At 71.1% G+C, this 15062-nt stretch carries 11 protein-coding genes; 5 read left to right on the forward strand and 6 right to left on the reverse strand.

All coding sequences use genetic code 11. The annotated features are described in order from the left end of the window. Positions 1-6: 6 nt before the first annotated feature. Positions 7-588, forward strand: a complete 582-nt coding sequence (locus F1721_RS06295; protein ID WP_150065622.1) for a hypothetical protein — start codon at positions 7-9, stop codon at positions 586-588. A gap of 468 nt (positions 589-1056) precedes the next feature. Here F1721_RS06295 and F1721_RS06300 read toward each other — a convergent pair whose 3' ends face one another. Both F1721_RS06300 and F1721_RS06305 read right to left on the reverse strand, forming a co-directional pair. Beyond that, on the reverse strand, positions 1057-3495 hold the full coding sequence (locus F1721_RS06300) for a helix-turn-helix transcriptional regulator (RefSeq protein WP_246154346.1): 2439 nt from the start codon (positions 3493-3495) through the stop codon (positions 1057-1059). A gap of 22 nt (positions 3496-3517) precedes the next feature. Further along, complete coding sequence (locus F1721_RS06305; protein WP_246154352.1) at positions 3518-4900, reverse strand: Hsp70 family protein; 1383 nt, start codon at positions 4898-4900, stop codon at positions 3518-3520. Positions 4901-5168: 268 nt separating this feature from the next. Between F1721_RS06305 and F1721_RS06310 the strand changes: the two genes are divergently transcribed. The 4 genes from F1721_RS06310 (at position 5169) to F1721_RS06325 (ending at position 11010) form a co-directional block, all read left to right on the forward strand. Then, positions 5169-6455 carry an IniB N-terminal domain-containing protein gene (locus tag F1721_RS06310; RefSeq protein ID WP_150065623.1) on the forward strand — a complete coding sequence of 429 codons (1287 nt, stop codon included), beginning with the start codon at positions 5169-5171 and terminating at the stop codon, positions 6453-6455. Positions 6456-6608: 153 nt separating this feature from the next. Further along, positions 6609-8423 (forward strand): dynamin family protein, encoded by a 1815-nt coding sequence (locus F1721_RS06315; protein WP_150065624.1) that lies wholly within the window; start codon positions 6609-6611, stop codon positions 8421-8423. Then, entirely contained in the window at positions 8420-10348 is a 1929-nt protein-coding gene (locus F1721_RS35275; RefSeq protein ID WP_281288740.1) for a dynamin family protein, read from the forward strand. Before F1721_RS06315 ends, F1721_RS35275 begins: the two co-directional genes overlap by 4 nt. 200 nt (positions 10349-10548) lie before the next feature. Next, positions 10549-11010, forward strand: a complete 462-nt coding sequence (locus F1721_RS06325) for a GNAT family N-acetyltransferase (protein ID WP_150065625.1) — start codon at positions 10549-10551, stop codon at positions 11008-11010. Positions 11011-11158: 148 nt separating this feature from the next. Here F1721_RS06325 and F1721_RS06330 read toward each other — a convergent pair whose 3' ends face one another. The 4 genes from F1721_RS06330 to F1721_RS34330 form a co-directional block, all read right to left on the reverse strand. Further along, on the reverse strand, positions 11159-12604 hold the full coding sequence (locus tag F1721_RS06330) for a catalase (protein ID WP_150065626.1): 1446 nt from the start codon (positions 12602-12604) through the stop codon (positions 11159-11161). After that, positions 12601-13101, reverse strand: a complete 501-nt coding sequence (locus tag F1721_RS06335; protein ID WP_150065627.1) for a Fur family transcriptional regulator — start codon at positions 13099-13101, stop codon at positions 12601-12603. Before F1721_RS06335 ends, F1721_RS06330 begins: the two co-directional genes overlap by 4 nt. A gap of 98 nt (positions 13102-13199) precedes the next feature. Further along, the gene (locus F1721_RS06340) at positions 13200-14675 is read right to left on the reverse strand and encodes a gluconokinase (protein ID WP_150065628.1); all 1476 of its coding nucleotides are present in this window, start codon (positions 14673-14675) and stop codon (positions 13200-13202) included. Positions 14676-14747: 72 nt separating this feature from the next. Continuing rightward, positions 14748-14921 carry a hypothetical protein gene (locus F1721_RS34330; protein WP_170301383.1) on the reverse strand — a complete coding sequence of 58 codons (174 nt, stop codon included), beginning with the start codon at positions 14919-14921 and terminating at the stop codon, positions 14748-14750. Positions 14922-15062: the final 141 nt, after the last annotated feature.

The raw sequence follows: 15062 nt of genomic DNA on the forward strand, positions 1-15062 counted from the left end.
TTTCCGGTGCCGGGGTCGCTGGCCGCGAGCCTCGGTACGAGGAAGATCAGTGTCTTGGCGGCTGGAGCTCATGGGGGTGCGATGGGGCTGCTTGACTGGTTCACCGGGACCAAACGGCCTTCGGGTGAGGTTGCGCCGCAGTCCGTCGAGGCCGTTCGCACAGCACTTCTCGGCGTTGGCGGGCCGGACGAGCCGTTCGTGGTTCGCGACGGGCGGCCGGACGGCGTCGACCTGGTCGCCGAGTGGAAGATCGCCGATGCGCACTGGTGCGGCTACTTCGGCAACGCGACGACGATCAGCAGGACGTTGATGCGGCTGGACGTGTCGAGGCACCAGGTTCGCTCCGCGGACCAGGAGTGGTCGGTCACGTGGGTCGGGGGAGCTCCGCGGCTGACGCTGGCGGGGAAGTTCGCACGGGGCCAGATCAGCAAGAGGTCCTACAGCGCCACCTTCACACGCGACGAGCGGGGAAGGCTCGTCGCGGAATCCCAGCGAACGTTCTCCGCAGGCGAGTTGAAGGCTCCCCTGCAGGACGCAGTCACCGGTGCCGGATGGACTTGGCGCGGACTGGTGATCGGGAAGCTCTGAACCACCTCAGGAGCCGTGCCGGGGCGGGGCGATTTCGTGCGAAAGCGCCATGTTCGTCGACGGGCTCTTGCTGGTGGCCGGGGGGCGGTCGTTGGGGTCGTGAGTGGCGGTGGTGGTTCCGGCTTCACCTCCGGTGGTGATAGCCGGGGGGCTGGCGAGCAGAGGTGCCGTTGGGTGTGGGGTTTCGCGGGGTTCGAAGCGGTGGGTGGTCGGCTTGGGCGTGTTGCAATTTCAATCGAAATTGCGTCGTTCTCGACGGAACCTGCGGTGGCGACGTGGGCAATTTCAATCGAAATTGCAGTCGTCACCACCCCTCCGACGGCCGATGTAGACCACCCCTCCGACTGCCGTGGTAGACCACCCCTCCGACCACCGACGTAGACCACCCCTCCGACGGCCGTCGTAGACCGCCCCTCGGACGGCCGTGGTAGCTGGGTGGGTTGGTGGGGAGGGCTTCGCCCGAGGGGGTCAGCGGTCGGTGCCGAGGAGTTCTCTGAGGCGGTTGAGGAGGTCTTCCCGGTTCGTGGCTCCGAGGCGTTGTTTTATGCGGCTCATGTGGTGTTCCACCGTTTTCGCCGAGATGAAGAGGCGCTTGCCCACCTGCTTGTAGGTCAGGCCCGCCAGGACCAGTTCGGCTACTTCCTTCTCCCGCTCGCTGAGCATTCCGCCCTCGTCGCCGCGGACCGCTCGGGGGCGCGGGGGTTTGCCCTGCAGGGCTCGGGCGCATTCGAGCAGGGCCAGCATGGCGCGGCGGTCCGCGGTGCGGATCGCCGCTTGTCCCGCCAGGCGTGCGCCGTCCCATGCCAGGCCTGCTGCGTGGAGGGCTCGGGACGTTCGTTCGACCTCGTCCTGGTCCACCTGGCCTGCGAGGATTCCCAGCCACACGCGTGCTGCTTCGGCCATCGCCGCTGCTAGCGGGTTGTGGTGGGCCATGGACGACAGTTCCGCCGCCCGCTGCTGGGCCGTGTCCAGCTCGTCGAGGACGATCGATGCCTGGAGGCGCTTCCAGGTCAGCATCGACGTCCAGAGCGGCGGGTTGTCCAGGCGGTCGAGGAGGGCCAGGGCTTCGGTCAGGTACGGGTCGATCCAGTCCTGGTCCCGCAGGCGGGCCGCCGCGACCACCAGTTCTCCCAGCGGGAGCAGGGCGAACAGGTCCACCGAGTGCTCCGCCACGACTTGGCGGGCCTGGCCGCGCGCTGCGGCGAGTGCGGCCATGTCGTTGTCGCGGCTGGCGATTCCGGCTTCGATCGCCGTGGCCAGCAGTCGGTCCCGGGTGGTCAGCTCGCCGGTCGGCAGCTTCGCGCGCGCGGCCACCGTGTCGCCGCGCACCAGCGGCAGCCATGCCGCCAGCAGGCGGTGGCGGTCGCGCAGCAGCGGGCCTCCCGCGTCCGTGTCGATCGCCCGGTCCAACGTGGACGACGCGACGTCCAGCTCGCCGCAGTGCAGGGCGACCAGGGCCGCCACCGACGCCGGGGAGTCCGGCAGCAGCACACCGCGCCCCACCGGTTCCGACAGCGATGCCGCTCGCACCAGGGTGGACAGCGCGATGGAGGCCGATCCGGTGACCGATTCCCGGACCCCGGCGGCCAGCTGGACGGCGGCGCCGGTCATGGACGTCGGCGGGCCCGCGTCGTCCGCGGAGCTCAGCAGCTCGTCGGCGTCGGCCAGGCGTCCGGCGCCGATCAGGCCGACCGCGGCGAAGGACCGGTCGCCCGGCCAGCGCAGCCGCCCCACCGACCAGCGGCACATCTCCGCCGACCGCTCCAGCAGTCCGCGCTGCGCCAGCACGCTCGCCGCGACCTGCACGCCGAGCTCCCGGTCCGGGACCGCCGCGTCCACGACCACCTGGTCGGCCAGCCGCAACGCCTCGTCCAGCTCCCCCGCCACCGCCGCGGCCCGCGCGCGACGGGCGGCCACGGAGGTCGCCGGGGCTCCGGCCGAGACCGCGGCGTCGAACAGGCGCGGCGCCAGCTTCGGCGCGTCCAGCAGCGCTTCCTCCCCGGCCTGCTCGAACGCCTTGGCGAGCGTCGCTTCCGGGAGCAGCGCGATCTCGGCACCTAGCAGCGGGCTGACCAGCGGCAGCACCGGGCCACCGCGGGCCAGCTGGGTCTCGACCAGGCGGCGGGTCACGCGGAGCCGCTGCTCCCACGGCGTCAACCGCAGCACTGCCTCGCGCACGATCGGCAGCAGCACGTCGTCGGCCGCCACCAGACCTCCGGAGCGCACCGCCAGCAGCGCGGCGCCCACCTCGGCGGGGTCCAGGTCGAGCAGCGCCGCGAGCAGGTCCGGGTGCGGGGTCGCGCCGACCGCCATCGCCGTCACGCACGCCCGACCGGCCTCGCCGAGCTGGTCCAGGTCGTGCTGGAACTGGTCGAGCGCGCGCGGCGGCAGAACCGCGACGCCCGGCTCGACGGTGCTCAGCACGCGGCTCACGTAGCGGGGGACGCCGCCGGTCTGCGCGTGCAGCCAGCGGATCCAGTCCGCCGAGGCGGTGCCGACCTGGACGGCCAGCTCCTCCGGGCTGAGCGCGGAGAGCAGCACCGGCGCGCCCAGCTCGCCGATCAGCTCGCCCAGCGCGGCGGGGCGCGGACCCGGCCGGTAGGCGACCAGCAGGCGAGCTCCCGGCTGCCGGGCGATCTCGACCAACCTGCCGAGCACGGACTCGTCCAGGCGGTGCGCGTCGTCGACCAGCACCGCGCCCTCGTCCGCCCGGTCCAGCTCGGCCGGGCCGAGCACCGGCACACCGGCCGTCCGGTAGGCGTGCGCCAGCTCGGTCAGCAGTGCGGTCTTGCCGTAGCCGCCGGGGCCTTGGACACCTGCGGTGATCGGTGCGGACGGGGCGGTGGCGACCGCCGACCGCAGCCCGGTCGCGTGCCCGTCCAGCAAGGAGGTCGTCGAGTGGTTCACGCCTGCCGTCCTTGTCGGTCCGTCATTGGCGCATGTGCTGGAAGAGGCCCAGCAAACCGCCGCCGGTCGGGGGAGTCGGCCAGAGGAAGGTGAGCAGCAGGCCGCCGATGATCAGCGCGGCGGCCAGGGACAGCTTAATGATCTTGATCCGGCGGGCGCGGTCCTCGTCCGGGGGGTCCAGCGGCATCGGCTCCACCTCGATCGGCGGCCGCGGCGCCTCCGGGATCTCGACCTCCTCCTCGTCGAAGTCCGATCCCTCGATGCGCACCAGCACGCTGGTCTCGTCCACCGAACCCTCGTCGACGTCGGTGGAGAGCAGCTGCACCGCGGCCGACGCGGCGCCGCTGGCCGCCGCCAGCTCCGGTGAGACGTCGACCTGCGGCGGCACCTTCAACCGCTCGGCCACCAGCTGCTTGAGCAGCGGGACCCGGGCCGTGCCGCCGGCCAGCACCACCGCGTCCAGGTCGTCCGGGGCCAGCGTCGCCGACTGCACCGCCTGCAGGACCAGCTCCGGCACCCGCTCCAGGTGGGGCCGGGCGAGCTGCTCGTACCGGGAGCGGGACAGCGCGAACTCGGTGCGCACCCCGGGCAGCTCCACCCGCACCTGCGCCCCGGCCTGGTGCGACAGCGCCTCCTTGGCCCGGACGCACTCGGCGCGCAGGTGGGCCAGCGCGGCCCGCTGGTTCAGGTCGGCGAGGTCCAGCGCGTCGATCCGGTCGCCGAACTCCGCGCGCACCGCGGCGAAGATCTCGTCGTCCAGGTCCTGGCCGCTGGGGTGGTCGGCGGTCAGCGAGGAGCCCACCACCTCGAAGCCGCGCTGCCTGCGGCGCAGCACCGTGGCGTCCATCCCGCTGCCGCCGATGTTGGCCACCGCGATCGGTTCGTGCTCGGGGACCTGCTGCTTGGCCGCGTAGTCCAGGGCCACCGCCAGCGGTTCCGGGACCATCGTGACCTCGTTCAGCCCGAGCTGCGCCAGGGCCTGCTGCACCAGCCGGATGCGGTGCGGTCCCCAGGTGGCGCTGTGCGCGATCGCGATGTGCTCGGCCGGGTGCCCCTGCCGGGCGGCCACCACGTCGGCGACCCACTCGACCATGGTCGCCACCAGGCGCTGGGCGGGCACGAACTCGCTGCCCACCAGCAGCGGCAGGTCGTCGCCGAGGCGCGCGGTGAACCCGCGCACCACCCACTCGTGGTGGGCGATCTCCTGGCGCTGGGCCGCCTCCCCCGCGACGAACGAACCGTCCTGCACCTTGCACAGCACGGTCGGCACCACCGGCCCGGCGGCCAGCGGGACCGGGGTCGCCGCAGCCCACCGGCTGCCGTCGCGGCGGGCGATGGCCGCGGTCGTGGCCGTCGCGCCGAGATGAACGCCGAGGACGTAAGGCATGCAATCCCTTCGTGTCACCGATCGGCCACCATCGGGCGATACCCGTGGCGGCGCAGGGTGGACACAATTTAGCGCGCACCCGGTTACGCAGAGGTATCGGACACCCCATCCGGCCCCCTAACGGACCACCTAGTGGATCCCCTAATAGAGGTTTGAGTAACTAGGAGTCGTACCCGATGGCTAGGGGGCCGCGGGCCCATAGCGTGATCGACACAGGGGTGAGGGACCGCGCGACCTCACTCGGAAACCCCAGTCGAGACCGCTGAGCACATCGGGAGGCCCAACGATGGTGAACCCTCAGCACGGTCGGGCCGAGTCCACCACTCCAGACCCCGGGACGCACTCCACCGGCCTTCCGGAAGAGCCGACGCTGTACGAGTTCCTCACGCGCCTCGTCAGCGACCCGGCCGCCCGGTCGGCCTTCGACGCCGATCCGCAAGCCACGCTGGATCAGGCCGGACTCGGGGGAATGAGCGCGACGGACGTGCTGCACGCCTCGTCACTGGTCCTCGACTACGCGCCGGTCGAGGTGGTGACGGAGTACGGGCGCTCACTCCAGAGCAGCGTCGAGAAGTTCGCTGCGAGCGCCCAGGCCGTCGCGTTCAACCAACTGCATCCCGCACATCCACTAGATCAGGAAGATCACATGCTGCAGAACATCGCCCCCCAGCCCGAGGACTTCGGCAAGGACAACGACGTCGACGCGACCCTGCCGGCCCCGGCCCCGGCCCCGTCGCACAACACCGACGTGGACGTCGACGTCGAGCAGAACGACTCGCACAACCTGATCAGCATCCACCACGTGCTGAGCGACAACTCGGTCGGCAACGACAACATCATCGGCTCCGTGGTGGGCAACACCGTCGGCCAGGTCGGCGACAGCCTGGACCTCGGCGACGTCACCAACACCATCGGCAACTCGGTCTCCGAGGTCAACCAGACCGCCAACCACGTCTTCGACACCAGCGTCGACCTGACCGCCGGTGCGGGCTCCATCGTCTACGGCGACGTGACCAACCTGGTCGGCAACGTCACCAACGGCGACGTGACCAACGTCGTGGGCGACGTCACCAACGTGGCCGGTGACCTGAACGTCGGCAACGTGCTCGGCGACGTCACCAACGGCGACGTGACCGAGATCGTCGCGAACGCCCCGGTCGTGGGCGACGTGGTCGGCGACGTGACCAACGTCGTGGGCAACGCCCCGGTCGTCGGCGACGTGGTGGGCAACGTCACCAGCGGCGACATCACCAACGTGACCGGCGTGGTCGGCGACGTGACCAACGTGGCGGGCGACCTGCCGGTCGTCGGCGAGGTCACCGGCGTGGTCGGCGACGTGGCGGGCAACGTCCCGGTCGTGGGCGACGCCCTGGGCACCGTGGCCGGTGGCGACGTCAGCGCCCTGCCGGTCGACGACGTCACCTCCGCGCTGCCGGTCGACGACGTCACCTCCGCCCTCCCGACCGAGCCGGTCGAGGCCGTGACCGGCACCGTCGGCAGCCTGCCGGTCGTCGGCGAGGTCGCCGACACCGCCACCTCCGCCCTGCCGCTGGACGTGGACGGCCTGCTCTGAACGCAGTGAGCGACTGAATGCCGGGATCCGCCGCGCGCGGATCCCGGCATTCCGCGCATTTCCGCGGTTTTTCCGCAACAGCGGGCGACGGAAACGATGTGAGTTCAGCCGTTCGGGTTTATCTCTTCGCGACGGCAGGCCACAATCGACGCCGTGATCGAGACGGCGTTGGTGGAACTGATCGATCGCGCGACTGCGGAATGCGCCGAGCAGCAGCGCGCGGATCTGCACAACCGCCTGCGCCAGATCCGCACCAGGGTGCTCGATCCGACGCAGCTCGTGCTGGTCGTCGGCGAGTCGAAGCAGGGCAAGAGCGCGCTGGTCAACGCGATCGTGAACGCCCCGGTGTGCGCCTCCGGCGACGACGTCACCACCGTGGTCCCCACCCTCGTCCGCTACGCCGACGAGCCGACCGCGCTGCTCATCGAGCACGAACCCCGGCAGGGCCCGGCCGCGCTGGACCGGATGCCGGTGCCGATCGAGCAGGTCCAGGAGCACCTGGACCGGGCCCTCGCGCTCGGCCGCCCCGTCACCCGGGGTGAAGTGGGCATTCCTCGCGCGGTGCTGCAGAACGGACTCGCGCTGATGGACACCCCCGGGGTCGGCAGCGTCTCCTCGTCGCTGACCGCCACCACGCTCGCCGTGGTCGCCGAGGCCGACGCGCTGCTGATGGTCTCCGACGCCACCCAGGAGCTCACCACCAACGAGATCTCGTTCCTCAAGCAGGCCACCGCGCTGTGCCCGAACGTCGCGCTGGTGCTGCCCAAGATCGACCGCACCCCGCACTGGCGGAAGGTGCTCGAGGTCAACCGCAAGCACCTGGACAACGCCGGGGTGGCCGCCAAGATCTTCCCGGTCTCGGCCAGCATCCGGATGCGCGCGATGCAGGCCAAGAACAGCGCGCTGAACACCGAATCCGGATTCCCACCGCTGCTGGAATTCCTGCAGACCGAACTGGCCGGAAAGCACGAGCAATCCACCAGGCGGTTGGTCGCGCACAACGTTTCCGAGGCCCTCACCCAGGTCAACGACGCGCTGAAAGCCGAACTCGCCGCGCAGAACCCGCGCACCGCCGCGGAAACCCTGGTCGAGCTGGAAACCGCGCAGCGCCGCGCCGAAGACCTCCGCCGCGTCTCCAACCGTTGGCAGAAAGCGCTCAACGACGGCATCTCCGAGCTCTACGCCGACATCGAGTTCGACTTCCGCGAGCGCAGCTGGGCGATCCTGCACGAGGTCAACGAGATATTCGAGACCGCGGACCCGCTGGAGATCTGGGACGAGTTCCGCGAGTGGCTCGCCGACCGGCTCACCGACGCGATCGTCGAGACCTTCGAGTGGCTGGACGCCCGGCAGGCCCGGCTCGCCGAGGTGGTCGCCGAGGAGATGCGCGCCGAGCACAGCGCGGACAGCCCGGCGCTGGAGCGCATCCGGCCGCCCTCCCCGCTGGACGAGGTGCCGGAGCCGAAGCTGCCCGCCCGCAGCGAGTACAAGCGGTTCGACCAGTTCCTGACCGGTCTGCGCGGTTCCTACGGCGGCGTCCTGATGTTCGGCATGATGACCTCGATCGGCCTGGGCCTCGGGCTGTTCAACGTGGTGTCCATCTCGGCGGGCGTGCTGCTCGGCATCAAGAGCCTCGACGAGGAGAAGGACTCGCGGCTGCGGCGCCGCCAGACCGAGGTGAAGAGCGCCGTCCAGCGCCACGTGGAACAGGTCATCTTCCACGTCAACCGGGAGGCCAAGACCGCCATCCGCACCGTGCACCGCGGACTGCACGCGCACTACATGCAGATCACCGAGGACGCGCAGACCGAGATCAGCCGGGCCATCCAGGAGATCAAGCGCTCCGCCGAGCGCAGCGCGGTGGACCGCGACCAGCGGGCGCGGGAGATCCGTCAGAAGCTGGAAGACCTCACCTCGCTGCGCCGCCGGGTCACCATGCTCACCCAGAACCGGATCACCGCGGCATGACCGGCGAAGCCCTGCTGGACCGCGCCCGCGCGCTGCTGATCCGCACGATGACCTTCTACCGGGACGACCCGCGCACCTCGACCTGGCTGCGCGGTCGGCTGGAGCGGCTCGAACAACCGCTGCGCATCGCGGTCAGCGGCCGGGTCAAGGCGGGCAAGTCGACGCTGATCAACGCGCTGGTCGGCGCCGAGCTCGCCCCGACCGACGCGGAGGAGCGCACCCAGGTCAGCACCTTCTACCAGTACGGGCCGGAACCGAAGATCCTGGTGCACACCCCGCACGGCACGGTGCAGAACGTCCCGGTGACCACGCTGGACGCCAGCACCATCCGCGACCTGCAGCACTGGCGGCCCGACGAGGTGGCGCGGCTGGTCATCGAATCGCCCACGCCCGGCCTGCAGGCCATCACCCTGATCGAGACGCCGGGCGTGGCCTCGGCGGCGGTGCAGGAGACCGGGCGGTCGGCGCTGGCGCAGATCCTGTCCGAGGCGGACGCGGTGCTGTACCTGACGCGCTACCCGCGGCAGACCGACCTGCAGTTCCTGCAGTCGGTCAACGAGCTGCAGACCGCCCGCAGCGTCCCGATCAGCACGATCGTCGCGTTCTCCCGCGCCGACGAGACCGGCAGCGGCGGACCGGACGGGCTGCAGGCGGCCGAGCGGATCGCCGAGAGCTACCGCAACGACCCGACGCTGCGCTCGTTCGCGCAGCACCTGATCCCGGTGGTCGGGCTGCTCGGGCAGGCGGTGGCGACCATGACCGACGAGGAGTTCACCGCGCTGGGCAACCTGGCCCGGCTGTCCCAGAACGACCTGGAAGCGCTGCTGCTGTCCGCGGACCGGTTCGTCAACAGCAAGATCGAGTCGACGCCCGGGCCCATCCGCCAGCGGCTCTTCGAGCGGTTCGGGCAGTTCGGCCTCGGACGCGCGCTGACGCTGCTGCGCAGCGGGGTGACGGAACCGAAGAAGCTGCGCTCGGCGCTGCTCGACGAGAGCGGCCTGAACTCGCTGCACGAGACCGTGCACCAGCAGTTCGTGGAGCGGCAGGACGCGCTGCGCGCCCGGTCCGCGATGCTGGCCGTGGACATGGTGCTGCGCGCCAACCCCCGTCCGGGCGTGCAGCAGCTGCGCGGCGAGTTCGAGCACCTGCTGGCCAACGCGCACGAGTGGGACGAGCTGCGGCTGCTGTCCGCCCTGGACTCCGGCCAGGTGCGCTTCAGCCGCCCGCTCCAGGCGGAGGCGAAGCGCCTGCTGGGCGCGTTCGGCAGCAGCCCACACGAGCGGCTGGGCCGCGACGAGACCGCGCTGGCGGTGGACCTGGCCGACGAGGCGGCGGCCGCGCTCGCCCGCTGGCGCCAGCAGTCGGTGAACCCGCTGCACGACCGCATCCACCGCGAAGCGGTCCGAACGGTGCTGCGCAGCTGCGAACGCCTGGTCGTCAACCAAGCCCACGCGCCGCACCGCCCCTCCCCGCAGGCGGGGCAGCCGCAGGCAGCGACGCAGCACCAAGCGGCGCAGGCAGCACAGCACCAGGCTGGGCGATCTCAGGCGGCGCGGCAGGCGGTCAAGCCAGAGCAGGTGGCTCAACCTCAGCAGGCGGTTAAGCCGCAGCAGGTGGCGCAACATCAGGCCGCGCAGTCGCAGCAGGCGGCGCAACATCAGGCCGCGCAGTCGCAGCAGGCGGCACAGCATCAGGCTGGTCAGCCGCAGCGGCGACGTGCTCAAGCCGCCCATTCCCAGGACAGCTACCCCCGACCGGGACAGCCGCAACCGGTCGCGCAGCCGCAGCCCGGGCAGCAGCGCCAGCCCCGTCGCCGACGCGCCGCGCAGCACCAGGCCTCGCCGCAACAGGTGGTGGAGGCACCGCAGAACCCTCCGGCGGAGCAAGATCCTCAGGACGACCCGGGAACGCATTCCCGGCACTAGATGTCCACAGTGGATCGTTCGCGACGGTTGCCGATCCCGCCGAGGTTCTTTCGGGATGTCCGGGGTCGGCTCCTCGGCGCTTTCGCGCGAAACCGGCGTTCCGCACGTGTGGGAGGCTGCGTTTTCGCGCGAAACCGGCGGAACCACCGTCCCGGGTCGAGCCCTGGAAGCTGAAACCCGGCCCGTCTTGGAGGAGTGCAGTGGACATCGTTCAGCGCGCGTACGACCACCCCGACGTGACCGCGCTCGTCGGACGTCTGCAGGCCGAGTACTCGCGGATCTACGGCGCGCCGGACGACTCCCCCACCTGCGCGGCTCAGTTCAGCCCGCCATCCGGCGGTTTCTGCGTGGGCTACGAGCGCGGCACCGCCGTGGCGATGGGCGGGTGGCGCCACCTCGGCGGCGGGCGCGCCGAGCTCAAGCGCATGTACGTGCCCGACGAACACCGGGGCAACGGTTACTCGCGCGAGGTCCTCGCGTGGCTGGAGAACGCGGCGGCCGCGGACGGCGCTGCGGAAATGGTGCTGGAAACCAACCAGCGCCACCCGGCCGCGCTCGCCCTGTACCGCTCGGCCGGGTACACCGAGGTCGAGGCGTTCGGCTACTACGCCGACGACCCGCTCACCGTCTACCTCGGCATCCCGCTGCCCCGCCCCGCTTAGCACTGCCGAACACGCACCCGCGAGTTGCCTTCCGGCCCCGGAAATGGAGCGAAGGTCCTGGGAGTCGGGGGCTCCCAGGACCTTCGCGCGTGGTGGTTGCCGCAGTCAGCAGCGGTGGGCCGAGTTCCTCAGCCCGGTTCCGGGGCGATCAGCCCTGGACCTTGTCGGCGATCTTGTCGCCGGTGTCCTTGTCGACGCTGCGCCAGTAGTCGAGCGCCTTCTCCAGGATCGGCTTGGACACGCCCTTGGAGAGGTGACCGGCCACGTTGTCCACGAACCGGGCCCGCTCCTCGTCGCTGAAGACGGTGCGGACCAGGGTCCCCGGCTGGCCGAAGTCGTCGTCCTCGGAGTGCAGCCGGTACGCCGAGCGGATGACCTCCTGCTCCACCCCGGCGGCCGAGTCGTCGGTGCCGTAGGCGGCGTCGGCGCGCGGCCCCCCGTAGGAGTTCGGCGCGTACACCGGGTCGTGGTCGATGCTGAACCGCATCGAGCCGTCCTTGGCGTAGCTGTTCACCGGTGCGATCGGGCGGTTGACCGGCAGGTCCATGTAGTTGGTGCCGATCCGGTAGCGGTGCGCGTCCGGGTAGGAGAACAACCGGCCCTGCAGCATCTTGTCCGGGGAGGCGCCCACGCCCGGCACCATGTTCGACGGCTCGAACGCGGCCTGCTCGATCTGCGCGAAGTAGTTCTCCGGGTTGCGGTTCAGCACGAACCGGCCGACCTTGATCAGCGGGTAGTCGCCGTGCGGCCACACCTTGGTCAGGTCGAACGGGTTGAACCGGTAGTCCGCGGCGTCCTCGAACGGCATGACCTGGACGTACAGGGTCCAGCTCGGGTGCTCACCGGCCTTGATCGCGGTCCACAGGTCGCGGATGTGGTGGTCGGCGTCCTCACCGGCCATCCGGTCCGCCTCGGCCTGGGTCAGGAAGTCGTGGCCCTGGTCGGTCTTGAAGTGGTACTTGACCCAGAACTTCTCGCCCGCCGCGTTGATCCACGAGTAGGTGTGCGAGCCGTACATGTTCATGTTGCGCCAGGTGCGCGGGATGCCGCGGTCGCCCATCAGCCAGGTCACCTGGTGCGCCGACTCCGGGCACTGGGTCCAGAAGTCCCACTGCATGTCGTGGTCGCGCAGGTGGTTGTCGGCGCGGCGCTTCTGCGAGCGGATGAAGTCGGGGAACTTGATCGCGTCGCGGATGAAGAACACCGGGGTGTTGTTGCCGACGAGGTCGTAGTTGCCCTCGCTGGTGTAGAACTTGATCGCGGTGCCGCGCGGGTCGCGCCAGGTGTCCGGCGAGCCCAGCTCACCGGCGACCGAGGAGTACCGGACCAGGGTCTCCGTCTTCGCGCCCGGCTGGAACACGGCGGCCTTGGTGAACTGGCTGACGTCCTCGGTGACCTCGAAGAAGCCGAAGGCGCCGCCGCCCTTGGCGTGCACCACCCGCTCGGGCACCCGCTCGCGGTTGAACTGCGCGTTCTTCTCGATCAGGTAGTGGTCCTGGAGCAGGACCGGCCCGTTCGGGCCAGCGGTCAACGAGTGGTCGTCACTGGCCACCGGGATACCGGCGTTGGTCGTCGTGGGTCGTGGCGAACTCACGATCGTCCCTCCTCGTGGTGGTGGCTGGGTTCCTCCGGCCCGGGTGCCGAGGACCGGCAGTCGGGGCAGTACCCCCAGAACACGACCTCCGCTTCGTCCACCGCGTAGCCCGCGGTGGACGAGGGCGTCAGGCACGGCGCGGAGCCCAGGACGCAGTCGACGTCCTCGGTCCGGCCGCACCGCCGGCACACCAGGTGGTGGTGGTTGTCGGCGGTCCGCGTCTCGAACCGGGCGGGGTGCCCGGCTGGCTCGATCCGCCGCAGCAGCCCGGCGTCGCTGCACGCGTGGAGCACGTCGTAGACGGCCTGCGTGGACACCGATCCGAGTTGCCGCCGCACCGCGGTCGCCACCTGGTCGGCGGTGGCGTGCGGGTGGTCCGCCAGCCACCGCAGCACCGCGAGCCGCGGTCTGGTGACCCGCAGTCCGGCGGCTCGCAGCCGCCCGGGCAGGTCTCCCGCACTCCCCGCGGTGTTGCCGTTGGTCGCACTGAGGGTCATGGCGTGGTCCAGTCTGCCACGCCCAAACTGGAACGAGTCAAGAAAACACCCGGAAGTGTTGTCCGGCTCATTCGACCGCCGTTGCCGACGGCCCGGACTCAAAGCGGCAGGTCGCGCAGGGTTTCGTAGACCTGCTCGACCACCGCTCGGCGACGCGCCATCAAGCGCGCGGCCGCCTCGTCCGGCGTCACCCTGCCTTCCGGCACGACCAGCTCGGCGGCGCGCTCCAGTGAATCGAACTCACCAAGTGCCCGCCACCCGAGCAGCACCGCGCCGAGCCCGGACCCGCCGCTGCCCTCCGCCAGGTCCAGGTCGATGTCCAGCGCCGCCGCGATGGCGTCCGCCCACACCCGGCTCCGGAAGCCACCGCCGGTGGCCCGCACCGCGCGCACCTCCGCCCCGGAGTCGCGCACCGCGTCGAGCACCAGCGCCAGCTGCTGCGCCACGCCCTCGACCACCGCGCGGGTCATCTCCGCGCGGCCGTGCGAGCGCCGCAGCCCCAGGAACGAGCCCGTCAGGCCCGGCTCCCACCACGGCGCGCGCTCGCCGAGCAGGTACGGCAGGGCGATCAGCCCCTCCGCGCCGGGCGGCACGGCCGCTGCTTCGTCGAGCAGGTCCGCCACGTCCACGCCGAACGCCTCGGAGGCCCACTGGGCGACGACCGCACCGTTGCTCACGGCACCGCCGATCACCCACAGCCCGTCGGCCAGCGCGTAGCTGAACGTCCGGCACCGCTCGTCGACGCCGGGCTTGTCCCGGGTCACGCGGAGCGCCCCGCTGGTGCCCAGCGACAGCGCGGCCACACCCGGCTGGACCGCGCCGACGCCGAGGTTGGCCAGCGGACCGTCGCCGCCGCCGAGCACGACCGGCAGCCCCTCGGGCAGCCCGACAGCCTCGGCCACCTGCGGTTTCAGCGGCATGGTCGTCGTCGGCGCGTGGATCTCCGGCAGCTGCTCGGCGCGGATGCCCGCGACCTCCAGCGCCGGTTCGTGCCACTGCAGCGTCGACATGCTCTGCAGCCCGCTGCCCGAGCTCAGCGAGTACTCGGTGACGAACTCCCCGACGAAGTCGGCGACCACGAAGTCCTTCAGCGCGCACCAGCGCACCACGTCGCGGGTCAGGTCGGAGCGGCTCCCGGTCAGCCAAGCCAGCTTCACCATGACCGACTGCGTGTGGACCGGCGTCCCGGTCGCCCGGTGCAGCGCGGCGGCGGCCTCGCGGTCGGACCGGATCCGCGCCGCGACCTCGGCGGCCCGGGTGTCGGCCCAGTTGAACGCCGGGGTGGCCGGAGCGCCGGACGCGTCGAGCCCGACCAGCGTGTGCATGGCAGTGCTGAACGACAGCCCGGCCACCTCGTGCCCGTGCTCCTTCGCCCAGGCCACGCACTCCGCCAACGCCTCGATCGCGGCGCCCCGCACCTGCACGGCGTCCTGCGTCGCCTCACCGGTGTCGTCGGTCCGCAGCGGATACCCGCGCTCGGTCTGGTGCAGCACGCGAGCGTCGACGCCTGCCGCGACGACCTTCGTCGCGGTGGTGCCGAGATCGATGCCGAGGACAACCGGGGCAGCACTCATGCCCCCAACCTATCCGCCGAACGCAGCAGCCGAGCCACGCCTCCACGGCAGGAGCCACCGCACAGCGCCCGATCAAGGCTCGGGCGGCGGCACACCGTGCGCTGCGGTGACGAACGACACGGCTCGGTCGTCCCTTCGGACACGTACAACAGCCTCCTTCGGTTCGCGGTGGCGCGAGCGGTCTTCCGGGAGCGCCACGAATTCGTCCAGGGTCAGCAGGTGGCCGGGCCACGTGGTGGTGTTCATGGGTCCACTGTGGCGGGAGGTGCCCGCGGGGTTCAAGGAGAATTGGATATGAACACACGTTCGAATGAACTTTGAATCCGTTGCGCCGCAACGAAAAAGCGCCTCCCTCCCCTGATCGGGAGGAAGGCGCCCTGTCGAGCC

Source organism: Saccharopolyspora hirsuta, from assembly GCF_008630535.1.
In the GTDB taxonomy this organism is placed as follows: domain Bacteria; phylum Actinomycetota; class Actinomycetes; order Mycobacteriales; family Pseudonocardiaceae; genus Saccharopolyspora; species Saccharopolyspora hirsuta.